Annotated in this window: 18 protein-coding genes; 6 read left to right on the forward strand and 12 right to left on the reverse strand. The window is 35.2% G+C overall.

The genetic code is table 11. From position 1 onward, the window contains the following. Positions 1 to 54: 54 nt before the first annotated feature. Positions 55 to 441: a 30S ribosomal protein S9 gene (gene rpsI / locus M0051_RS12720; protein ID WP_054715526.1), complete on the reverse strand. Its 387-nt coding sequence runs from the start codon at positions 439 to 441 to the stop codon at positions 55 to 57. A gap of 5 nt (positions 442 to 446) precedes the next feature. Next, positions 447 to 902, reverse strand: a complete 456-nt coding sequence (gene rplM, locus M0051_RS12725) for a 50S ribosomal protein L13 (RefSeq protein WP_306741899.1) — start codon at positions 900 to 902, stop codon at positions 447 to 449. Positions 903 to 1318: 416 nt separating this feature from the next. On the opposite strand from rplM, the gene M0051_RS12730 reads away from it, so the two are divergent. Continuing rightward, positions 1319 to 1831 (forward strand): DNA-3-methyladenine glycosylase, encoded by a 513-nt coding sequence (locus M0051_RS12730; protein ID WP_306741900.1) that lies wholly within the window; start codon positions 1319 to 1321, stop codon positions 1829 to 1831. A 4-nt stretch (positions 1832 to 1835) separates the two neighbouring features. Here the strand turns inward: M0051_RS12730 and M0051_RS12735 are convergent, their stop codons facing one another. Beyond that, positions 1836 to 2969 carry a hypothetical protein gene (locus M0051_RS12735; protein WP_306741901.1) on the reverse strand — a complete coding sequence of 378 codons (1134 nt, stop codon included), beginning with the start codon at positions 2967 to 2969 and terminating at the stop codon, positions 1836 to 1838. Positions 2970 to 3276: 307 nt separating this feature from the next. Here M0051_RS12735 and M0051_RS12740 point away from each other — a divergent pair, with 307 nt between their 5' ends. After that, positions 3277 to 6213: a pitrilysin family protein gene (locus M0051_RS12740; protein WP_306741902.1), complete on the forward strand. Its 2937-nt coding sequence runs from the start codon at positions 3277 to 3279 to the stop codon at positions 6211 to 6213. Positions 6214 to 6352: 139 nt separating this feature from the next. Here the strand turns inward: M0051_RS12740 and M0051_RS12745 are convergent, their stop codons facing one another. The 5 genes from M0051_RS12745 to M0051_RS12765 form a co-directional block, all read right to left on the reverse strand. Further along, on the reverse strand, positions 6353 to 6550 hold the full coding sequence (locus tag M0051_RS12745) for a PspC domain-containing protein (RefSeq protein ID WP_306741903.1): 198 nt from the start codon (positions 6548 to 6550) through the stop codon (positions 6353 to 6355). 15 nt (positions 6551 to 6565) lie between these two features. Continuing rightward, positions 6566 to 7060 (reverse strand): DUF4252 domain-containing protein, encoded by a 495-nt coding sequence (locus tag M0051_RS12750; RefSeq protein WP_306741904.1) that lies wholly within the window; start codon positions 7058 to 7060, stop codon positions 6566 to 6568. A 92-nt stretch (positions 7061 to 7152) separates the two neighbouring features. Continuing rightward, the gene (locus tag M0051_RS12755) at positions 7153 to 8730 is read right to left on the reverse strand and encodes a PspC domain-containing protein (RefSeq protein ID WP_306741905.1); all 1578 of its coding nucleotides are present in this window, start codon (positions 8728 to 8730) and stop codon (positions 7153 to 7155) included. A 20-nt stretch (positions 8731 to 8750) separates the two neighbouring features. Then, positions 8751 to 9074 carry a PadR family transcriptional regulator gene (locus tag M0051_RS12760; RefSeq protein WP_054715551.1) on the reverse strand — a complete coding sequence of 108 codons (324 nt, stop codon included), beginning with the start codon at positions 9072 to 9074 and terminating at the stop codon, positions 8751 to 8753. A gap of 20 nt (positions 9075 to 9094) precedes the next feature. Continuing rightward, positions 9095 to 9511 (reverse strand): hypothetical protein, encoded by a 417-nt coding sequence (locus M0051_RS12765; RefSeq protein WP_306741906.1) that lies wholly within the window; start codon positions 9509 to 9511, stop codon positions 9095 to 9097. A 208-nt stretch (positions 9512 to 9719) separates the two neighbouring features. Between M0051_RS12765 and M0051_RS12770 the strand changes: the two genes are divergently transcribed. Continuing rightward, entirely contained in the window at positions 9720 to 9941 is a 222-nt protein-coding gene (locus M0051_RS12770; RefSeq protein WP_306741907.1) for a ferredoxin, read from the forward strand. 100 nt (positions 9942 to 10041) lie between these two features. On the opposite strand, the gene typA is transcribed toward M0051_RS12770, so the two are convergent. Then, positions 10042 to 11841: a translational GTPase TypA gene (gene typA / locus M0051_RS12775; protein ID WP_306741908.1), complete on the reverse strand. Its 1800-nt coding sequence runs from the start codon at positions 11839 to 11841 to the stop codon at positions 10042 to 10044. A 743-nt stretch (positions 11842 to 12584) separates the two neighbouring features. Here typA and M0051_RS12780 point away from each other — a divergent pair. The 3 genes from M0051_RS12780 to M0051_RS12790 all read left to right on the forward strand — a co-directional run bounded on the left by M0051_RS12780 (position 12585) and on the right by M0051_RS12790 (position 17501). Next, entirely contained in the window at positions 12585 to 15137 is a 2553-nt protein-coding gene (locus tag M0051_RS12780; RefSeq protein WP_306741909.1) for a TonB-dependent receptor, read from the forward strand. Positions 15138 to 15171: 34 nt separating this feature from the next. Continuing rightward, a complete protein-coding gene (locus M0051_RS12785) occupies positions 15172 to 16584 on the forward strand; it encodes a hypothetical protein (protein ID WP_306741910.1) in 1413 nt (470 codons plus the stop codon). A 203-nt stretch (positions 16585 to 16787) separates the two neighbouring features. Continuing rightward, positions 16788 to 17501, forward strand: coding sequence for a DNA-binding domain-containing protein (locus M0051_RS12790; RefSeq protein WP_306741911.1), 714 nt, complete (start codon positions 16788 to 16790; stop codon positions 17499 to 17501). A 346-nt stretch (positions 17502 to 17847) separates the two neighbouring features. Here the strand turns inward: M0051_RS12790 and M0051_RS12795 are convergent, their stop codons facing one another. The 3 genes from M0051_RS12795 to M0051_RS12805 all read right to left on the reverse strand — a co-directional run bounded on the left by M0051_RS12795 (position 17848) and on the right by M0051_RS12805 (position 22043). Further along, entirely contained in the window at positions 17848 to 19584 is a 1737-nt protein-coding gene (locus M0051_RS12795; protein ID WP_306741912.1) for an endonuclease, read from the reverse strand. Positions 19585 to 19817: 233 nt separating this feature from the next. After that, positions 19818 to 21257: an MFS transporter gene (locus M0051_RS12800; RefSeq protein WP_306741913.1), complete on the reverse strand. Its 1440-nt coding sequence runs from the start codon at positions 21255 to 21257 to the stop codon at positions 19818 to 19820. 42 nt (positions 21258 to 21299) lie between these two features. Then, positions 21300 to 22043, reverse strand: a complete 744-nt coding sequence (locus M0051_RS12805; protein ID WP_306741914.1) for a phosphatase PAP2 family protein — start codon at positions 22041 to 22043, stop codon at positions 21300 to 21302. Positions 22044 to 22124: the final 81 nt, after the last annotated feature.

The following is a 22124-nucleotide window of genomic DNA, read 5'->3' on the forward strand; positions in this document are numbered from 1 at the left end:
TAGTTCTTAATAAGAAGTCTTAACAATTTAGATACTAAACCTGCCACAAAAACATTAACGTTTACTAAATTGAAATCTTTTACGTGCTTTAGGTTGACCTGGTTTCTTACGTTCAACTTCACGAGGATCACGAGTCATGAAACCTGCAGTTCTAAGAGCAGATTTTGATTCAGCATCAATTTTTACTAGAGCTCTAGCGATAGCCAAGCGAAGTGCTTCTGCTTGACCTTTTACACCACCACCATCAAGGTTTACTTTGATGTCATACTTATCAGCAACCTCAAGAAGGTTTAATGGCTGAGTAACGATGTATTGTAGAGTTCCGGTAGTAAAGTACTCTTTAAGCTCTTTTTTGTTGATGGTAATCTGACCCTTACCTTCGCTAACGTATACACGAGCAACTGCTGCTTTTCTACGTCCGATAGCATTAATTACTTCCATACCTCTTATTTAATAGTGTTTAAATCTAATTTCTTTGGCTGTTGTGCTTCGTGCTTGTGCTCACCACCTACGTAAACGTGAAGGTTAGTGTAAAGCTTTCTACCTAAACGGTTTTTAGGAAGCATACCTTTTACAGCTTTTTCAATCAATCTCTCTGGGTGCTTCTCCATAAGATCAGCTGGAGATTTAATTCTTTGTCCACCTGGGTGTCCAGTGTAAGAGAAATACTGACGGTCAGTCATTTTGTTTCCAGTCAAACGAACCTTTTCAGCATTAATAATAACCACGTTGTCTCCACAATCAACATGAGGAGTGTAGTTAGGCTTGTATTTACCTCTAAGTAGTTTAGCTACTTTCGAAGCAAGTCTACCTAACACTTCATTTTCTGCATCGATAACAACCCACTCTTTGTTAGCAGTTGCTTCGTTAGCAGAAACAGTTTTGTAACTTAATGTATCCACTTCTAAAACTTTTAATAATTAATACTTTAATACAATTATTCCAATTTGGCTTGCAAAAGTACAAGAATCTCCCAAATACACCAATTTTTTTCTTGATTAATTGATGGATACTTAACCAGTTGTGGATAATCGGGATGATGTGGAGTGATTAAGCGTATCAAAAAATCAAAATTGATATATTACCCAGTATTGAATTTGGTACTTGCTAAGGGTAGTCAAATCAACATGTTGGGGAGGGATTCGTTCTCAAGAAAGCCCATCGTCACAATTTCACTGCAAAAGTATGAAATAATTTTTGCTTCACCTGTAAATTTATCGCTTTTTTTTACGTCAAAATGATTTCTGATTCTTTGATATGCAGTTGGTAAGATGTGAAATTGTTATTTTGTGAACGTTTAATTTCGAAATTGATTCTGATGATAGAAAAATTAGGAAAAGAATTTTTTACACGTGATATAAAATTAGTTGCAGAAGAGTTGATAGGGAAGTTGATTGTGCACAGAAAACCCGATGGAAAGATCGAAAAATTCAGAATTACCGAGATTGAAATGTATATCGGTGAAGAAGATTTAGCATGTCATGCGGCAAAGGGACGAACGGCCCGTACCGAAGTAATGTATGCTGAAGGTGGTTTGGTATATGTTTACTTGATTTATGGAATGTATTGGTTGCTAAATATTGTAACAGGAACAATAAATAAACCTCAAGCCATTTTAATTCGGGGAGTAGAGAATATAAATGGACCTGGCAGAGTAGGGCGAACTTTAAATTTGGATAAAAGCTTTTATGGTGAGGATTTAACTTTATCTGAAAGGTTATGGATTGAAGATGACGGGTACAAGTGTGGTTTTATGTGTCATCCTCGTATTAATATCGATTATGCTGGTGAAATCTGGAAAAATAAACCTTTCAGATATAGAATGAAGTAGTATATTATTTATTCCATTTTAGTTTCTTAAGGAAAAAGTCACCATTTATTCTTAAGTAAATGGCGGCTGCAAAGTTCTCGGCGGAATTCTTAAGGTCATAATAAACATCTAATTTGCCACCAAAGTGAATGCCACTGGCAATTTTATGCTCGTAGTAATAATTAAGAGTTGCCAATTCTCTTCTGGCTTCAAAATATTCAGGAGAATCAATTGCAACAGATTGGAACAGTTTCGATCCACGTGAAGATGCAAAATGATAAGCGTTCCAATAACCTAAGTTTAGTTTAGATTTTTTTGTTGTAATTCCCACTTGTGGATAAAAAGCATGTCCCTTATCAAATAGGTAGTCTTTTTCTGAAGAGTTATCTGAAAAGAAGTAGCCCATTGCTTTTACATACCATGAGGTGATTTTTGAATTTGATATGTTTTTCTCCAACACAAGTCCCGAACCATAATTGCCTATGGTTTGAACCGATCCTTCCGAACTATCTATTTCACCACCACGATGAGCAAAAATTACTTCCAAAGGCATAGATAATTTGGTTTTTGAAGATTGGTTTAATTGCCAGTTTCCTGATAAACCAAATGTAAATCTTTCCTGAAAAGGATCATTTTCTAAAATAAACTTTTCCCAGTTAATCCATGTTTGAAACTGTAATTTGGGAGCATTGTATAAGAATTGAAATCCATTTTCGGCAGTTTCCATAAAGTATCTTTCTGGTTCGAACATTGGTTCGGAAAGATTATGGTTGTTGTTCTGATTTAAACTACCCATAATAAACTCAATTTTATCCGAAGGTTTATAGATAGCTGAAAATATAGGTTCTGTTTCAGTAAAATCTTCTCTGCCTGAATATTTTTGGAGACGAACACCAGCTTCAATTCTAAAATTAGAACTTGGATAATAAACTAGCTTGGGTGATGCAACATATCCAATCCAGGTAGCACCTTTCGAAAATTCACCACTGTATTCGTTGTTTTTTACAAAGTTTAGATTTTCGAAACGAAGAAATAGCTTATTGCTGTCAGCTACCTGAAACTCTTTATGGTGTATGTAAGGAGTATTGACTTGGGCAAAAGTGTTATTGATAAAAGTTGTAAGGGACAATATCAATATTAGGGCATTTAGTTTTTTCATCTGTTTAGTTTACTTTTTACGCTGCAAAAATACGATTATCTATCTTGATTGATTGTTAATAATATATAAAAAGTTTAAATCGAATTTAAATAACGAAGGCTTTAGTTAAAAAATGTAAAAAAAGATATGTAAATATAATGTAATTTGTAAATTTAACAATCTGCGGATTATATTATAATATACTTCGAGAGTTAATAAACTAAACCAAAACAGGTTGTGTGGATCGCACAAGGTTTGTAATCTTTTGCGAATAGAAGGGTTTGAGGATGTTGTGTGGTTGACATGATCATTTAAAACCAAACAAACAATGAAGAAAGTTAATGTTCTTTTTGCCTTTATGCTGGGAGTAATTTTATTTGCTTGTACGCCAAAGGAAAAGTATCAAACTGTTCAAAACACAGACAAGAATGGCTATCGTTACGAAACAGTTACCAATGATCCCATGGGAGTAAGAATTTATACTCTTGACAATGGATTAAAGGTTTACTTATCTGTTAATCGAGATGCTCCAAGAATTCAAACCTTTATTCCAGTAAAAGCTGGTTCTACCTATGATCCTTCAGAAACTACAGGACTTGCTCACTATTTAGAGCATATGATGTTTAAAGGTACTGATGATTTTGGTACTGTAGATTGGCAAAAAGAGGAAGCCTTAATTCATGAGATTTCTGATTTGTATGAAGAGCATAAGTTGGCTTCTACAAAAGAGGCAAAAGCAAAAGTTTATGCAAAAATCGACAGTATATCTGCTTTGGCATCAAAGTTTGCTGTAGCAAACGAGTATGATAAGTTGGTGTCATCAATTGGTGCTAAAGGAACTAATGCTTATACTACTTACGAACGAACAGTTTATATGAATGATATTCCATCGAATGAACTTGAAAAATGGTTGAATATCGAAAAAGAAAGATTTAGTAAACTGGTTCTTCGTCTATTTCATACCGAATTGGAAACAGTTTATGAAGAGTTTAATATGTCTCAGGATAATGACTTTAGGAAGTTGCGTTATGCCTTAATGTCTGGTTTGTACAAAAAACACCCTTACGGCACACAAACTACATTGGGAAGAGCTGAGCATCTTAAAAATCCATCAATGGAAAATATTCACAAGTATTTTGATACTTATTACGTTCCTAACAATATGGCAATTGCCATGTCAGGAGATTTGGATTTTGAAGAGACCATTAAATTAATTGATCAGACTTTCGGAAAACTAGAATCAAGAGAAGTTCCTGAGTTTGTTGCTCCAGTAGAAGATCCAATTACCAAGCCAATTGTTAAAGAAGTTTTTGGTCCTGATGCCGAAAGATTATCAATGGCATTCAGATTTGATGGAATTGGTTCGGAAGATCAGAAATTTGTAACTCTTATTGATGGTATCTTAAATAATTCAAAAGCGGGTTTAATGGATTTGAACCTGAATCAGAAGCAAAAAGTGCTAAGAGCTGGTTGTTACGCAAGTTTTAATATTGATTATGGAATGCATTCATTTTATGGAGTTCCTCGTCAAGGTCAAAAAATGGAAGAAGTAACAGAATTGATTCTTGGTGAAATTGAAAAAATCAAGAAAGGAGAGTTTGAGGACTGGATGCTTGAGGCTGTAATCAATGATTATCGTTTAGGTAAAATTAGAGGACAAGAATCAAATGGTAGAGCTCATGAGTTTGCAGTTACTTTTGCAAACAATGTAGCTTGGGCTGACAACCTAAAAATGCTTGATGAGCTTGAATTGGTTACAAAGGAACAATTGGTTGAGTTTGCGAACAAGCATTACAATAACAACTATGTTGTAGTTTACAAGAGAAAAGGTGAAGATAATAAGGTTGTAAAAGTTGAAAAGCCAGCAATTACTCCAGTTAAAATTGACCGTAAAAAACAATCGGAATTTTATAAGGAACTAACAGCAAAAGAAACTCCTGCATTAAAGCCGTTATGGGTTGATTTTGAAAAAGAAATCCAATCCGAAGAATTGAAACCTGGTGTAACTTACGATTACTTGGAAAACAAATCGAACGAGTTGTTCAAGTTAATTTACATTTATGAAATGGGCAAGAATCATGATAAGATGTTGTCTATTGCTGTAAATTACTTGCCATACATTGGAACAGATAAGTATTCGGCTGCCGAATTGCAAAAAGAATTGTTTAAGTATGGTTTATCGTTTGGCGTTGAAGCTGGAGATGATAGGTGTTATGTGTATATCTCTGGATTGAAAAAATCATTCAACAAAGGAGTAGAGTTGATGGAGCATGTGTTGGCCAATGCCAAAGCAGATAGTGATTCTTACTCAAAGTATGTTGATGGAATTATTAAAGACCGTGCAGACAGTAAGCTAAACAAGGGTGAAATTTTGTGGGGAGCAATGTATAGTTACGCGAAATATGGAAAAAAATCGCCTTATACAGATATCTTGTTGGAAGATGAATTAAGAAGTGTGGATCCAAATCAGTTAACTGAAATGTTGGCTCAGTTAAAAGATTATAAGCATAGAGTATTTTATTATGGAGCAGAAGGAAAGCAGCAAATTGCAGAGAATTTAAAAGTCAATCATAAAGTTTCAGACCAGTTGAAAGAGATTCCAGAGCCAACAAAATATCCAGAATTAGATTATACTAAGAATGAAATTTTCTTTGTTAATTATGATATGGTTCAGGCAAACATCATCATGTTAGCAAAAGATGAAAAGTTGGATATGAACTTAATGCCAGAAATCAGATTATTCAATGAATATTATGGTGGAAGTATGGCATCAATTATTTTCCAGGAAATTCGCGAGTCAAGAGCTCTTGCATATTCTGCTTTTTCATCTTACAGCACTCCTTCTAAATTGGATGATTATGGATATTCATTCTCATATGTTGCAACAAGTGCCGACAAGGTAAAGGACGCAACTGAAGCATTGGTTGAGTTGTTGAATGAAATGCCTTATGAGGAGAAGCAATTTAACGAAGCCAAGACAAACATGCTTAAAAAGATTCAATCAGAACGAATCACTAAAGAAAGAGTATACTGGACTTATTTGAGTAACCTTAGAAAAGGTGTGAAGCATGATTACAGAAAAGATGTTTACGAGAAGGTAAAGAATCAGAATATTGATGATTTGAACAAGTTCTTCAAGAAACATATTGCCAATAAAAGCCATTGCTATTTGGTAGTTGGTAACAAGAAAGATATCAATATGAACGTACTTAAAAAATTAGGTAATGTTCATGAGTTGAGCTTAGAAGAAGTATTTAATTATTAATTAGGATTTAGTGTTTATAATTAAATGAAAAGGCCTCTTCCGTTAATGGGAGAGGCCTAACTTTTTGAATACTTTTGGTAAAGCAGGTGAAAAAGACAAACCCTTCTTCACCAAATTGGGGTAAAGATCGCATTCAAATTTATGCCGTTTCGCAATTTGCGTCTGGCAGTGCCATTGCAAGAATAAAATAAACCAACAGCATTAATGGATTGAATAATGTTAGGATTAAATATCCTGCTCTAATAATTACTGGATCGAGTTCCGGATTGATGTATTGAGAAATACCACCGCAAACACCTGCTATCTTTTTATCTCTTGATCTGAATAATCGTTTCATAGTATACTGTTTTAATTACTCTTCATCTTTGTCGATACTGTAATGCGACAAAGTTTCTAATTCGTCCACATGGAAGTCTCCAAAAAATGAAATCAATGATGTTCTGTGTTCATTGTAGTGAAGGATGTGGAATTCGCTAAACTTCTTTCCTTTTCCTTTGGCAAAGAAATGAACTTCGTCACTATCTTTATCTTTTTCCTCAGTCAAAACTTCTTTGTATGAGTTCCCTTTCGAAAGCTGCGATACTACAATCTTTTTAAACTTAGATTCATCACCAGTTTCGTGTTTAAAACTTAAGAGTTTAATGGATTTACAATCGCCTGTTACGTTTTTCTCTAATTCATCCTCGTCGACATCAAAGTCCAGGTTTTTTAAGAATGATCCTGCGAAACTAAAACTGTTAAAGCCATCAAGATTTGAATATTTGGCGTGTATTTTTTCTCCTTTGGTTTGAGCCTGAGAAAGGATAGGTAAGGCTATTGCAATCAGAATTACTAATAATTTTCTCATAATGTTTGTTTTAAAATTAGCCATGTTTGCACCGATTGTTGTGTGTGATGAAAAAGGTATCGGTGCAAAACATGGATAGAACAACTAATTTATTATTTAACTAGGCTTAAGCCTTCTTTTTTCATGATCCATTTTTCACCAAGCATGTCGAAATCCCAGGTGTTACTTACATTGTCGATGTCGTGAATGATTTTACTCATTGATTCATCGAGGTAAACAACTTTTCCTTCCGGAACTTTAACAGTTATATGTAATCTTTGATTTCTCCATTTCGAATCATCTTCTAAGGTGAAAAATTGATTGAATACGATTACAGAATCATTTTGCACCCATTTATAGTTAATTCCTTCTGCGTTTTCTACGGCTCTATCTAAAGTTCTTCCGCGAGCTTTTTTCTTTAGTTTGATCTCAAAATTATCCGAATAACTTCTTTCGATATCTAAAGTAGGTTCGCCTACTATGATTTCTTCATCATCATTCATGTATACTTTAACATTGTCTAAATCAATATGACCTTCGTACCAATGATCTCCAATGTTATTTGTGCTTTGTAAATACAATGTATCATTGGTTATTTTTTCGATTGGTTGATTTTCGGAGTATCTGGTACTGCTATGCATGTAACCTTTGATCTGTGAAAAACTCAGACTGATTAAAAGAATAATTCCTGTAAGCCAAACTGCCAAAGCTGTAAAACCTATAATCTTATTGTTGGTTTTAAAGTTGAAAAGCAATTTAATTCCTGCAAAAATCAAAAGCATTAAAGGAATGGCAATTACTACAATAATTCCAATGGTAAATAAAGTAATGCTTGTTCCGTCAAGAAATAATTTAGGAAACATTGCACCCGGAAAATGGAAATCTGCAAAAGGTCCAAAGAAGCTATGAGCAAAAATCATAGATCCAATAAAGCTTATTAGAGAAACAAATCCTGCAAAGATAAATCCAATACCCAATAAAATGATAATCACTTTCAGTACCAAACGGAGAGCTGAACCAAGGAAGTCAACAGCTCTGTCGAATCCATCTTTTACATGAGGTCCATTTTTTTCTCTCATTTTATCGAAGTTTTCTTTCACTTCGTTGTATTCATCTTTTATCGATTCTTCGATGTTGGATATGTTTACCTTTTTGCCTTTCATTTCAAGTTTTTGACTTGTAGTGGTTGCTTTGGGTACAACAATCCATAGAATGATATACAGTAGGAAAGCAAAACCATATCCAAGGAAGAAGAAGAGTACAAATAGCAATCTGAATACGACTACATCAATACCAAAATATGCTGATAAACCACTTGAAACTCCTCCAAATACTCTTTTGTCCGGATCGCGATACAACCTACGTTTCTTTTTGCTGGTGGTTGTGGTTTGTGATTGATTTTGTGATTCTTCGGTAGTTTCATCATCGGTTTCGAAAATTTCTTCCGGTCTACCCATAATGGTTATTACTTCTTCAACCATATCAACATTTACGACCTGATCTTTGCTGCTTAGTTTTTCCTGGAAAATTTCTGCAATTCTGGATTCGATATCAGAAATGATTTCTCTTCCTTCTTCGCCAGCACCATAGTGACTGTTAATCGTTCGCAGGTAATCTTGTAGTTTTTCAAAAGCATCTTCATCTATGTGAAATATACTTCCGCTTATATTAATTGTTAATGTCTTTTTCATAGTGTTAACAGTTTTTGGACTTACTTTTTAATCGTATTTACGGCATCAACCAATTCTTGCCAAGAACCATCTAGTTCTTTTAAAAATTCATTGCCTACTTCTGTACTTGTGTAATACTTTCTTGGAGGTCCTTGTGTAGACTCTTCCCATCTGTAGCTTAATAAGCCAGCATTTTTCAGCCTGGTTAGTAAGGGATAAAGTGTCCCTTCCACTACAATCATTTTGGCTTCTTTAAGTTCCTTAATGATATCTGATGCGTAAGCATCGCTTTTTGAGAGAATGGAAAGAATACAATATTCCAGCACTCCTTTTCGCATTTGGGCTTTTGTGTTTTCTATTTTCATACTTGGAATATTTATATTGATTAAATTGTAGATCTAATGTTACCAGGGAAGTTCCTGAAGTTTTTAGATCTTTTCTTTTTTGATGTTACTATAGTTGTGTTTTGTTTTAAAGTAATCGTATCCTTACAAACATTACATTTTATTGATGTATCCATGTTTAGTTTTGGATTGTTGTAATCATCTGAATCTCCTGATACGATGTCTTTACAAACTTTAAGGTTTTCTTTAAAGATTAAGATTCCATTATCTAGATATCCTTTCTCATTAATTATTTCCTCTGCTGGAGATTCATTACCATGATTGGATTCGATTTTAAAAAATGGCATAAGAAACTTATCGATTGTTAACAATTGAGCCTTTGACTCAATGGAGAAAGCAACTACCGTTAATGTCAGGAGTGAATATCTCAATATTTTGTCTTTTAATAAGGATTTCATTTGTCTTTTTTTTTATAATACTATCTCTAACATATAAGTTGGTATTACAAATATACGTAGAAAAAAAGGTAATATGCAATACATAGTACTAGATATTTTCGAAGTAAGTGTGTAAGTGGTTGTAAATCAGTATGAAAAATTTTAAAAATATTTTGTGCTATATTTGAGATTCTCTTAATTTTTTATTAAAACAGTTATTTTTGTGTTTATGAAACGGGTGTATCAAAGAAGAAGTAAGTGCATTGGATGTGGGTATTGTGTTGGAGTAGCACCTGGTTTTTGGCTTATGAATGAGAGCGACGGGAAATGTAATTTATTAGGAGCAAACCTTATAAAAGATGAATTTGTACTTGATATTTTCGATGATGAGCTTGAACAAAATCAGAAAGCTGCAGAAATTTGTCCCGCCAATTGTATCAGAATAGAATAAGATGAGTTTCATCTGAAAGTTCAAAATGTAAAATTATAGCATAAAAAAAGGAACTTTATTAATAAAGTTCCTTTGTGTATATCTCAATTGTTTAATTTATCTATTCTTTCGAAGCTCTTTTTCTGTCGTGTTCAGAAAGTAAGATCTTACGAAGTCTGATATTATTTGGCGTTACTTCAACATATTCATCACCTTGAATATACTCTAAAGCTTCTTCCAATGAGAAAATCACTGGAGGAGCCAATCTAATCTTATCATCAGTACCTGAAGTACGCATGTTGGTTAGCTTCTTTGTTTTGGTAACATTGATATCTAAATCACCAGCACGAGTATTTTCTCCCACAACCTGACCTTTATAAATTTCGGTTTGAGGAGCTACGAAGAATCTACCACGATCCTGTAGTTTACCCAATGCATAAGCAAATGTAGTACCTGTTTCCATAGCAATTAATGAACCATTAATACGTCCTGGAATTTCACCTTTGAATGGTTGGTATTCATGGAAACGATGCGACATTACAGCTTCACCTGCAGTTGCAGTCAAAATTTGGTTTCTTAAGCCAATAATTCCTCGCGATGGAATGTGAAATTCAAGGTGAATACGATCAGCTTTACGTTCCATGGTTAACATTTCACCTTTGCGCTGAGTAATTAATTCGATGGCTTTTCCTGATACGTCTTCAGGAAGATCGATGTATAAAATCTCCACCGGTTCACATTTTTCACCAGCTATATCTTTAATAATTACCTGTGGCTGTCCAACCTGAAGTTCGTAACCTTCACGTCTCATAGTCTCTATCAATACAGACAAGTGAAGTACACCACGACCAAATACATTGTATGAATCTGCCGAATCAGTTGGAACAACGCGTAAAGCCAAATTCTTTTCTAATTCTAACTCTAAACGATCGATCAGGTGACGAGAGGTTACATATTTACCATCCTGACCGTAAAATGGAGAGTTGTTAATGGTAAACAACATACTCATTGTTGGTTCATCGATAGCAATTGGATCCAATGCTTCAGGATTTTCTACATCACAAATTGAATCTCCAATATCAAAGCCATCGATACCTACTAAAGCACAAAGTTCACCCGATTTTACACTTGATACTCTTTCTTTTCCTAAACCGGTAAATACGTGTAATTCCTTTATACGAGATTTTTTAATGCTACCATCGCGTTTGGCAAGGCTAACATTCATGCCTTCTCTTAGTTCACCTCGATGAACTCTACCTACGGCGATACGGCCAACATAGTTCGAGAAGTCAAGAGATGTAATAAGCATTTGTGGAGTTCCTTCCAAAACTTTTGGCTCTGGAATGTATTCAATAATCGCATCAAGAATTGCGGTAATGTCATTGGTTGGCTTTTTCCAATCTTTCGACATCCAACCTTCTTTAGCAGAGCCATAAATGGTTGGGAAATCAAGCTGTTCTTCCGTAGCTTCAAGATTGAACATTAGTTCAAAAACTTGTTCTTGTACTTCTTCAGGACGACAGTTTGGTTTGTCAACTTTGTTTACGACTACTACTGGTTTTAGACCTAAAGCAAGTGCTTTAGACAATACGAAACGAGTTTGAGGCATGGTTCCTTCAAAGGCATCTACCAATAAAAGTACCCCATCAGCCATATTCAAAACACGCTCAACCTCTCCACCAAAGTCGGAGTGACCTGGGGTGTCAATAATGTTAATTTTTACATCTTTGTATTCAAGAGATACGTTTTTCGATAAAATGGTAATACCTCTCTCTCTTTCCAGGTCGTTATTGTCAAGAATAAGGTCTCCTGGATTTTCATTCTTTCTGAAAATGTTACTGTGCATTATCATTTTATCAACCAAGGTGGTTTTACCGTGGTCAACGTGAGCGATAATCGCAATGTTTCTTAGTTTCTTCATCTCGTATCTTCTTTATGACTCTGTGTCTTAAAAATCAGTCAATATCATTGAAAAAGGATGCTTTCATTGTAAAGCTTCTCCTTGTAAATGTCAAGATTCGCACACAAAAATTGTGAATTAATTGTGGCAGAATCGATTGCGCTGCTAAAAATGCGGCTGCAAAAGTACGGTTTATTTTTGTGAATAAATCTTTTTAGTGTTAAAATTTCTGCAATTAGAAAATCTGCAGTTTATTTAGTACTTATTTAAAATTCAATTAACGTTCAAATTTGCAGATCGGGCTAGATTTGCAAATGTGTTTAAAACCGAGAATGTAATTTAGAATCATGTTAATTAAGACTGTGATAAAAATAAAAAACAGTACCTTCGCAGAATTATTGGCGGATTCGACACTTTCGTAGTTTGAGTATTTAAGTGGAATTGCTTTTAAACTAAATATTTGGGAGGTTTTTTAATTGTGGTAATTGAATAAAAAATATTATCTTCCGCATCCTAAATTTAAAAAGTGATGAACTTATAATTCGATATTTTTGCGGTTGAAAGAAAAATGTGCCTTGATTTTTGATGTCAAAAATAATTTTTCGACGAACCATTGAATTTATTGGATGAACCTTAAGCAACCGAATGTTGATTGTTTGTTAATAAGTTTTAAACGAACCATTTTATAATCTTTTTCTCCAAGGAAAAGTGTGATGATTTTGTAGCACTATTGCTACACTATTACTAACCTAACAATTCGTTTTATGAAAAATGCTATGAGAAGTATTTTGACAATGGCGGCTGTGTTAATGCTGTCCGTTGCAGCTATTGCTCAAACCACCGTAAAAGGTGTGGTCGTAGACGGAGATTCTGGTGAGAGTTTGCCAGGGGCTTCAATTGTTGTACCAGGAACAACTTCGGGTACAGTTTCAGGTTTTGATGGTTCTTTTGCTTTGCAAGTGCCTCAGGGAGCATCAAAAGTTATTGTAAGTTTCGTTGGTTTCCTTGATAAGGAAATCGCATTATCAGGAGCTCAGGATTTAGGTAAAATTAAGCTGGAATCTGATGCTGTTGGCTTGAATGAGGTAAGTGTTATGGCATCGGTTGTAACCGATCGTCAAACACCAGTTTCGGTATCTACTGTAAGTGCTGAACTTATTGAAAATAAGCTAGGTGCTCAGGAGTATCCGGAAATCTTAAAATCTACTCCATCTATTTATACTTCTAAAGAGGGTGGTGGATTTGGAGATGCTTCGGTTTATGTTCGTGGTTTCGACTCAAACAATGTAGGAGTATTAATTAACGGTATTCCTGTGAACGACATGGAAAATGGTAAAGTATACTGGTCGAACTGGGCTGGTCTTTCTGATGTGTCAAGAACTATGCAGGTTCAGCGTGGTTTAGGTGCTTCTAAACTTGGGCTTTCTTCAGTTGGTGGTACTATCAATATTCTTACGAAATCTACTGATGCTAAAAAAGGTGGTGTTGTTAAAACAGGTATTGGTAACGATGGTTACAGAAAACAACTATTTACTGTATCAACAGGTTTAATGGATAATGGTTGGGCTGTTACTTTATTGGGTTCTCATACTTATGGTGATGGTTATATCAAAGGAACAAATTTTGATGCTTGGTCATATTATGCAAATGTATCTAAGAAAATCAATGATAAACACACAGTGTCTTTCATGATTACTGGAGCTCCTCAGTGGCACAACCAGCGTGGAAACAAACATACTATTCAGCAATACAGAGATCATAAAGATGAGTTCAAGTACAATTCTGATTATGGTATCCGTGAAGGAAAAATTTATGGTGGTGGATATGGTTACAACTACTATCACAAACCACAGGCTCAGTTAAACCATTATTGGAATATTGATGAGAAAACTTTATTGACTACGTCTCTTTATGGATCAGTGGGTTCAGGTGGTGGACGTAGAGTATCTGGAAACAAGTCTAACTGGTTAGGTGTTGATAATAAGACTGGTGAAGATAAAGATGGTATTATGAGAACTGCCGATGGATTATTGGATTTTGATGGTGTAGCTGCATTAAATGCAACTTATACTGTTGATGGATCTCAAGCTATCATTGGTAACTCTGTAAACAATCACTCTTGGGTAGGCTTGTTGTCATCTTTAAGTACTACAAAGCAAGCAATTACCTATACAGGAGGTCTTGATTTAAGATATTACAAAGGTGAGCACTATAGAGAAGTTGAAGATTTATTGGGTGGTGCTTTTTTCCTAGATGATAGTAACGACAATCGTCCTGCGAATACAAAACTTAAGAAGGATGATAAGTATTCATACTACAATGATGGTAAGGTATTGTACACAGGTTTATTCGGTCAGGCTGAATATGTAGGTGATAACTATACTGCCTTCTTATCTGTTGCAGCTTCAAGAAAATCATACAAGCGTATTGACTACTTCCAGTATGCTCCGGGTGAGCAGGAAACTGATTGGGAACATTTCTTCCCTTGGAATGTAAAAGGTGGTATTAGCTACAAAATTAACTCTATTCACACTGTGTTTGCTAATGGTGGTTACGTTCAGAGAACTCCTTACTTCACTAATGTATTCATTAACTATGGTAACACCGTAAATGATGATGTGAAGTATGAAAAGATTATTACTGCTGAGTTAGGTTACAAATATACTTCTCCTAACTTCAATGCAACTGCTACTTTATACAGAACAAACTGGAAAGATAGAGGTTTGGTAAAAACTTATGGTGATGATGTTGCAAATATTAGTGGTTTGAGTCAGTTACACCAAGGTATTGAGATTGAAGCGGAATACCAGCCTTCAAAGAAATTATCTGTTAAAGGTATGATCTCTGTTGGTGATTGGACTTATACTGATGATGTTAATGCTAGAATTATTGACGAAGAAACTCGTGAAGTTAAGAATGAATTTAATGCATACTTAAAAGATGTTCACGTAGGTAACTCTGCTCAATTAAGTGCTGCAGCTTCAATTAGCTACGAAGTATTGCCTAAGCTTAGAATTAATGCTGACTACTTGTATTATGGAAATCACTATGCTGATTTTGATGCAACAAAGAGAAATGACGCTGATTTCATTGGTGACTCATGGGAGATGCCAGAAGTTGGTTTAGTTGATGTTGGATTCCATTACAAGTTCAAGATTGCTGGTCTAAATGCTTCTGTTTATGGAAATATGCACAACTTATTCGATGTTGAGTATGTTTCAAAAGCTCAAGACGGTACTACTCACTCATCGAATGATGCATTGGTGTATTACGGCTTCGGAAGAAACTGGTCAACAGGATTGAAAGTTAAATTCTAATAGAATTATTGTCAACATTTAAATTTAAAGACAGATGAAAAAATTATTATATATGGCATCGGCCCTTGCATTGATGTTCACAGCTTGTGATCCAATGGAAGATACATACGATGATTTAGATAATTTACAAGAGCCTTATACGCAGGAAGTAGAGGTTGAGTTTACTGACGCTGACTATGCTACATTAAGTGGAATTGCTGAAGCAGCTGCGAAAACTGATGATGAAAAGGATGATGCAAAAGATATTGCTAAATACAAAAGCTTTAGTAAATATCTTCCTGCAACTAAATATGTTCCAATGTTTTTGGCATCAGAGTATTCTACTTTGGAAGAAGGGTCTGTGGCAACTGTTACCTATGACTATTATCAAGGTGGTTTAACATATCTTTATGAATATGAAGACTATGTGAATGATCTTGAAAATATGGAATCCTATACGCTTACAAATGCAGATTATGATGCTATGGGTGATGGTCCTGGTCAGTATAACAACTTCTCTAGTTCACACCCTGCTGAAGATTATTTACCTGATTTCTTATTAGGAAAATACCTTGATGCTGAAGCGGGTGATGAAATTGCCATAACATACAAGTATTATGATGGAAGCGTTAGTAATATTACAGAATTCTGGGCATTTGATGGTTCTGAATGGGCTAAAGCTGAGAAAGAAGCTCCAGCAATTCCTGAAGGTGTAACTCTTTATGAATTGACTACTGATGACTATGATTCAATGGGTGAAGCTTATGGACAGCCAGGAAGATATAACAACTTTGATAATAATATCTCTCCTGATGATTACCTGTCTACTTTCTTGAAGGTTAACTTCCCATATGCTGTAGAAGGTGATAAGATTGCAGTTCAATACAAGTTCTATAAGGGAAAGATTGATGGTGTTAATGTAACTGTTCAAGAATTAAAAGAATTTACTTTCGACGGTGAAATGTGGCATGAGTACGAGTCTACTGTGAAGATGTCAGGTCAGTATATGATGACTAAAGATGGATGGGTATTTGATCCAACAGTTATCTTCACAATGACTTCTGAAGACTTCCAATTAATTGTTGATTATTCAGTTGCTACACATGGTAAAACATCTAAGTATCCAGATTCTGAGTACTACTATGGTGCAAGTGCTAAGTATATCAACTTCGACTTGAGATTGAAGAATAGAAATACTACAGATTATCCAATGCCTGCATTTGATGGTTTATCTGATGAAGAGGCTATTGCTTTAACTTACACAAGAATGGCTGAAGGTGTAGAAGCATTGTTAGGTATTAAATATCCAGATGCTGTTGCTCAGGTTAGCGGTATTGATGTATTCTACTTTGTTACTTTTGCTGCTTACGAAGAAGGTTCAATTGATAGAGAATATACTTTGAAATTCCAGTGTACTAAGTCGGGTCCAAACCCTGAGTTTACTTACATTGAAGGTCTACCTGAATAATTCAGATTACTATAAATACAAACCCCGAATCATAAAGATTCGGGGTTTTTTGTATCAAGTAGCAGGCAACGCTTTAGTGGATTAATTATTGTATGCAGTGCTATGTTTAATGACATAATAATAATTCTTGACATTATAATAAAACTATCCGAACTTTCTTGGTGTTAAATAAATATTGATCAAATCCACTAAAATTTAAAGTTATGAGTAAAGTAAGTTTATGGTTGCAAGATAACCTTTTAACCCCAAGACCTAATGATTTTTATGCTCGTGTAAAGCCAATGGGGAACATAAGAATTGAGGATATTGCCAGGGAGATTATTAAAGGAGGCTCGGAACACAACAAGGCAACCATTATTGATATCCTTTCGCGTTGTAATCAGGTTATTATTGAAAAGATAGCGCAAGGATATAGTGTGAATACAGGGGTATTTTACAGCCATATAACGGTAAATGGTGTTTTTAACGGTGCTACCGACCGTTTTAATCCTGACGAGCATCGCTTAATTGCTTCGTTTACCAGTAGTAATGAATTACGTGCCGAACTTAAGAAAACACAGGTAGAAATTGTTGGAACCTTAACTAGCGAGCCTGTAGTAGGAAAAGTAATTGATAGCTTAAGTGAAGTAGAAGACAGCAATATTACACCTAATAATGTGATTATTGTGAAAGGCAATCGCCTTAAAATTTCAGGTGAGGATGTATCGGTGGGTGTATACTTAATTAATCAGACCGATAACACTCGCCATAAGTGTGAGCAAATTATATCGAATGAACCTAAGCAGCTAATGGTAATGGTTCCTGCTCTTGAAGCAGGGAATTACGAACTGGAAATAGTTACACAGTATTCATCGGGCAGTGCAACTGTAAAACAACCAAGAAGCACTAAGTTCGAGCATGTTTTAATTGTAGAATAGGTGTGCATCATTCTTTGAGAGGGAACAATCCGGGTAGCTTTAACTGTCCGGATTTTTTCGTGGGACCCCCTCGTAGATACTTATGAGGGTCTCTCGTAGGTATTAGTGACAATCTTACATAGCTACTTGTGTTGATGTCTCGTAGGTACTAGTGAGAATCTACCAAGTGAAAGCATGGTGAGATATTGCACTTATTTAATTTCTGATCATTGTGAATGAAGGATCTGTTTTGTTAGCATAAGATCCGTTGCACTGGCCTTGTATAACTGTACCAATTGGTTTTAAGGCAAAAAAAAGACCATTCCATAAGGGGAACAGTCTTTTTGCGATTATAAACTCTTAAAATTTATCTTTTCAATAGTTTTTTAGTGATTCTACTGCCATCATTAGATATGAAAGTAACAAAGTACATTCCCTTTGGCAAGTTTCCAATAGGAATACTCGTATCTGGTGACTTTACCTCCATAATGTTTCTTCCAGTTAGGTTTGTAATGCTAATAGAAACCACCTTTTCAATATTCGTAAGCTTTATTTCTCTTGTTGCAGGATTAGGGTAGAAGGAAGGTACTCCTTTGGCATATAAATCATCTATTCCAGTAATCACCTCTGTGGTAAAGGTCCAGTAGGTGTCATCAGAAATTCCTTCATAGGCAACGTTGTTTGTACTGATAAATGCATTGTTATCAATTAGCACGTAGTACTCTGTAGCTCCTTCCAAATCATTTGGAAGGTCAACAGTTGCTATTTTGCCATTGAAAGTTACATCAGATGAAGATGTGCTGATACTTTCAAATACACCAGAATCATCGTACACGGTAATATTACCCTCACCAGCTTGAACATCTTTATCAAAAGTTAATTCAAGATTAGTATCAATAGCAACTCCATTGCTATTATCAGCTGGTGAAAAATCAACCAATTTAGGTGCTGTGTATGCAGCTGTAAATGTCCAATAGTCTTTATTAGAAATACCATCGAATGTATTCGAAGAAGCATCTGTAATGGCTCCATTATCGATTAAAACATAGTATTTTACTCCTTCTTCGTAAGTTGCCTTTGAATTAATTAGCAATTGGTTTCCTGAATATTGTAGTCTGGCACTAGGTATTGTTAAGGTTTCAAAAACAGTTTCAGTGTTGTATCGTTTAATGGTAACCGAACCAGTTCCCTCTTTAATTTCTTCGTTGAATTTGATGATAAGGTTTGCTGTTGGTGATACTCCAACTGCACCTTTTGCCGGAGACAACTCAGTTACGATTGGACTATCGGTATCTACAACTGTTGTCCATACCTCTTCAACCCATTCAGGGTGATCTATAAATGGATTTCTGTTGCCTTGTATTTCATATACTTTTTCATTTCGAGCTAGCTCGGCTTCATCCACAGGATCTTGTTCATGCCACTGCTTTAAAACAGATAACTTTCCAAATACAGGAGTTTTATCGGTAATGGTGCTGTAACTTAGATCATCTGTCATTTTCAGGTCAGGATGTCCATCTTCACCATCGTAACGAACGGCCATATAAAAAATCATACGGGCAATATCTCCTTTAACCGCATTGCGAGGTTCCCATGTAAAATCTTCATTGTCAAACTTACAATCGGTTGCTTCGTCGTGTACCGTTCCACCATTATCGAAAAAACGATTGCTACGATCCGAATTTACACTGGCATCACAAGGTCTTAAGGCATGTATATCCGTACCAGGTCCTTCATTGGTTCCAAAATCACCATGCGATTTTGCCCAAATGTGTTCTCTATTCCAGTAATCTGCTTCATTGTTTTTAGATTTCTCAGCTTTAGGAATAGATCTACCTGTATAGATAAGAATCACATTGTTCTCGTTATCCGGATCTTGATCTGCTTGATCTAATGCATCCCATACATCAAATTCGCTTGAAGTGTAAGGAAGCTCAGTATGTCCCTTGATGATATTGTGCAATGTGGTTTTTAACTCACTTCCGGTTTTTCCGGTGGCTGATTGATAATATTCTTCAACACTTACTTGTGCAAACAGAATACTGCTCCACAGAAGTAGTGCATTAAGAATGAAAAGAGTTTTTGTGCGTAAAAGTTTTGTCATATAGTATGCCTTATCAAATTTGTAAATTATTGGTTGATAGCATAAAATGGTTGTGGTTGTATATACTACGAACAAATCACAGAAAAGTGACTACTGTTGCACGGAATATTGAGGCCAAATTATGAAATATCTGCTATATAGCCTTATTTTTCAATAATATTTTGATGAAAAGACATAAAAAAATCCCGCCGAGGCGGGATCAAGAATTGTTAACCATTTTGCGATGGTAATTCTTAAGACTTTTTATTTAATAGTAATTTATCGTAGAAATAAAGTGCAACTACGGCAAATAAACCAATTGCTAAAATCACATACCAGATGTTACCTGGATTGTAGCTATTCCAAAGAAATTGAGTCAATTCACTTTGGTTCATACCCATTAATTCGCCAGCTCTATTAAAATACTCTGTAGCCGAAAAATCCTTAGAGATAGCTGGGATATCCAAACCTCTTTTTTCAACTTCTTTAATCAATAGATTTACCTTATCTGACATGCTACCATATACATTACCTGAGATTACACCACCAAGAGTACTACCTGCAAATACAGGCAAGAATGAACATCCCATGTATAATCCAACTTTATCTTTTGGCGCAATTCTACCAATGTATTCCGTAATTTTTGGAGAACTGGCCATTTCACCAATCGAGAAAATAAAGATCGCTGTAATTACAAACAATACATTTTGTGTGTAAAGAGTTAGTGCCATACCAATGGTACAAACTAAAATTCCACCCATCATAGCCTTCAATGGTTTTAGCTTCATAACAATGGATGAAATGATAATCTGGAAGATGATGATGAACATGGCATCGAAGTTTACGATAAACTCTGAGTCCATTTGTCCACCTTGACCATAAGTTTCAGTTACTGCTGGCATAAAACCTTCGAAGAAATGGTAAATCGATGAAGTATCAACCCATTGTGTAATAAATACCGGTAAGGTAAAGAACAATTGATAGTACATGCTCCAGAATGCTGCGACAAGAAGAAGGAAAATCACAAATTTAATATCACTAATTGCAGTTGCAATATTCTTAAATACATTGCCAATTGCTTCTCCTAATGATTCTTGTTTTACTTCTCTTTCAGGTTCCTTGTAGAACAGAATCAGGATGAAGTTGATTAAAATTACACCAGCTGAAATATAAAATACTGTAGTGTATCCACTGTCTTTATAGGCAAGTGTTACCAAGGGTCCAATAAAGGCACCAATGTTAACCATCATGTAAAAGATTCCAAAGCCAATTGATGAGGTTTCTTCATCGGTTGTTTTTGCTACCGTAGCTGATATAATAGGCTTAAATAAAGCTGCACCTAATGCCAAATATAGATACATGGCAAAAACTCCGGCAAAAGTATTAAATAGAGGCAAGGCAATAAAGGCTGTACTATATACAACAAATGAAATCCCTAAAACACGCTTGTAGCCATATTTGTCAGCAATTGCACCGGTAATTACAGGAAGGAAATATAAAATACCTGTACCAACTCCCATAATTATTCCTTTTTGTGCTTGCGATAATCCCAGAGCTCCAATATCTGTTGATCCTGTCAGGTAGTTGGCAAATAACATGAAAAAGCCATACCATGCCCATCGTTCGAAAAGTTCAATGGTGTTGGCTACCCAAAAGGTTCTGGGAAATTTTTTAAATACTTTAGTGATACTCATAACTAAGAAGTTTTTGGTTGTGTAGGTTGTTTCGGTTGTTGTTTAAAATTTGATTACAATTCCATTTCCACTAAACAATACTCTCTGATTTTTACGTTTGTGAAAATAAAGGCCTGCAAAATAGCCAATTCCTCCGCCTAAAACAACATCTGAGAACCAGTGTCTGTTTCTGTACATTCTGGATAAGCTCACCGATGCTGGAATTACATAGATCCATTTGCTGTATTCTTCGGCAAAAGGAGTAAACACAGACCATGCAACAAATGAATGCCCGGACGGAAAAGATTTGTTATTGTTATCGTTTCCCCCAAAAGCATCAAAATGCATACTGCCATACATCTGATCAGGACGAGAACGACCCGCAATAATTTTAATTCCTTCAGTTAATATTGCTCCGGTAACCAAAGCTTTCGCAGAGTTTAGTGCTGTATTGGAAAGTCTTTCGTCTTTTATAATTGTACCAATTGCCCATGTAGCCAATATCGAAGGTGCAATGATCTTTTTTTCACCAAATTCATTAAAGAAATTTGTGTATTTGTCGCCAAAAGAAAATTGATTGTGCCTAATTCTGTCATTGGCCCATTCGTCCATCAAGAAAGCACCACCAAGTAAACTTCCAAAAATAATTAGGTTCTTGCTACTAAAAACTTCTTTGCCTAAGCCTGGATTTAAGATGTTTCTAGAGTTTTTAAAATAGGGAATAGAATCTTGTTGAACTGTATTAAAACCTTTTGATTGGATTGATATAATCAAAAGGAATAGAAGTGTTAGTAGCTTATTTTTCACGGGTTAAATTTTTAAACCCAACAAAAATAGAAGATTTTTTGAATAGGAGAGGTGAGATATGAAAAAAGCCACCCATGATAT

This window comes from Marinifilum sp. D714 (assembly GCF_030851345.1).
Lineage (GTDB): Bacteria > Bacteroidota > Bacteroidia > Bacteroidales > Marinifilaceae > Marinifilum.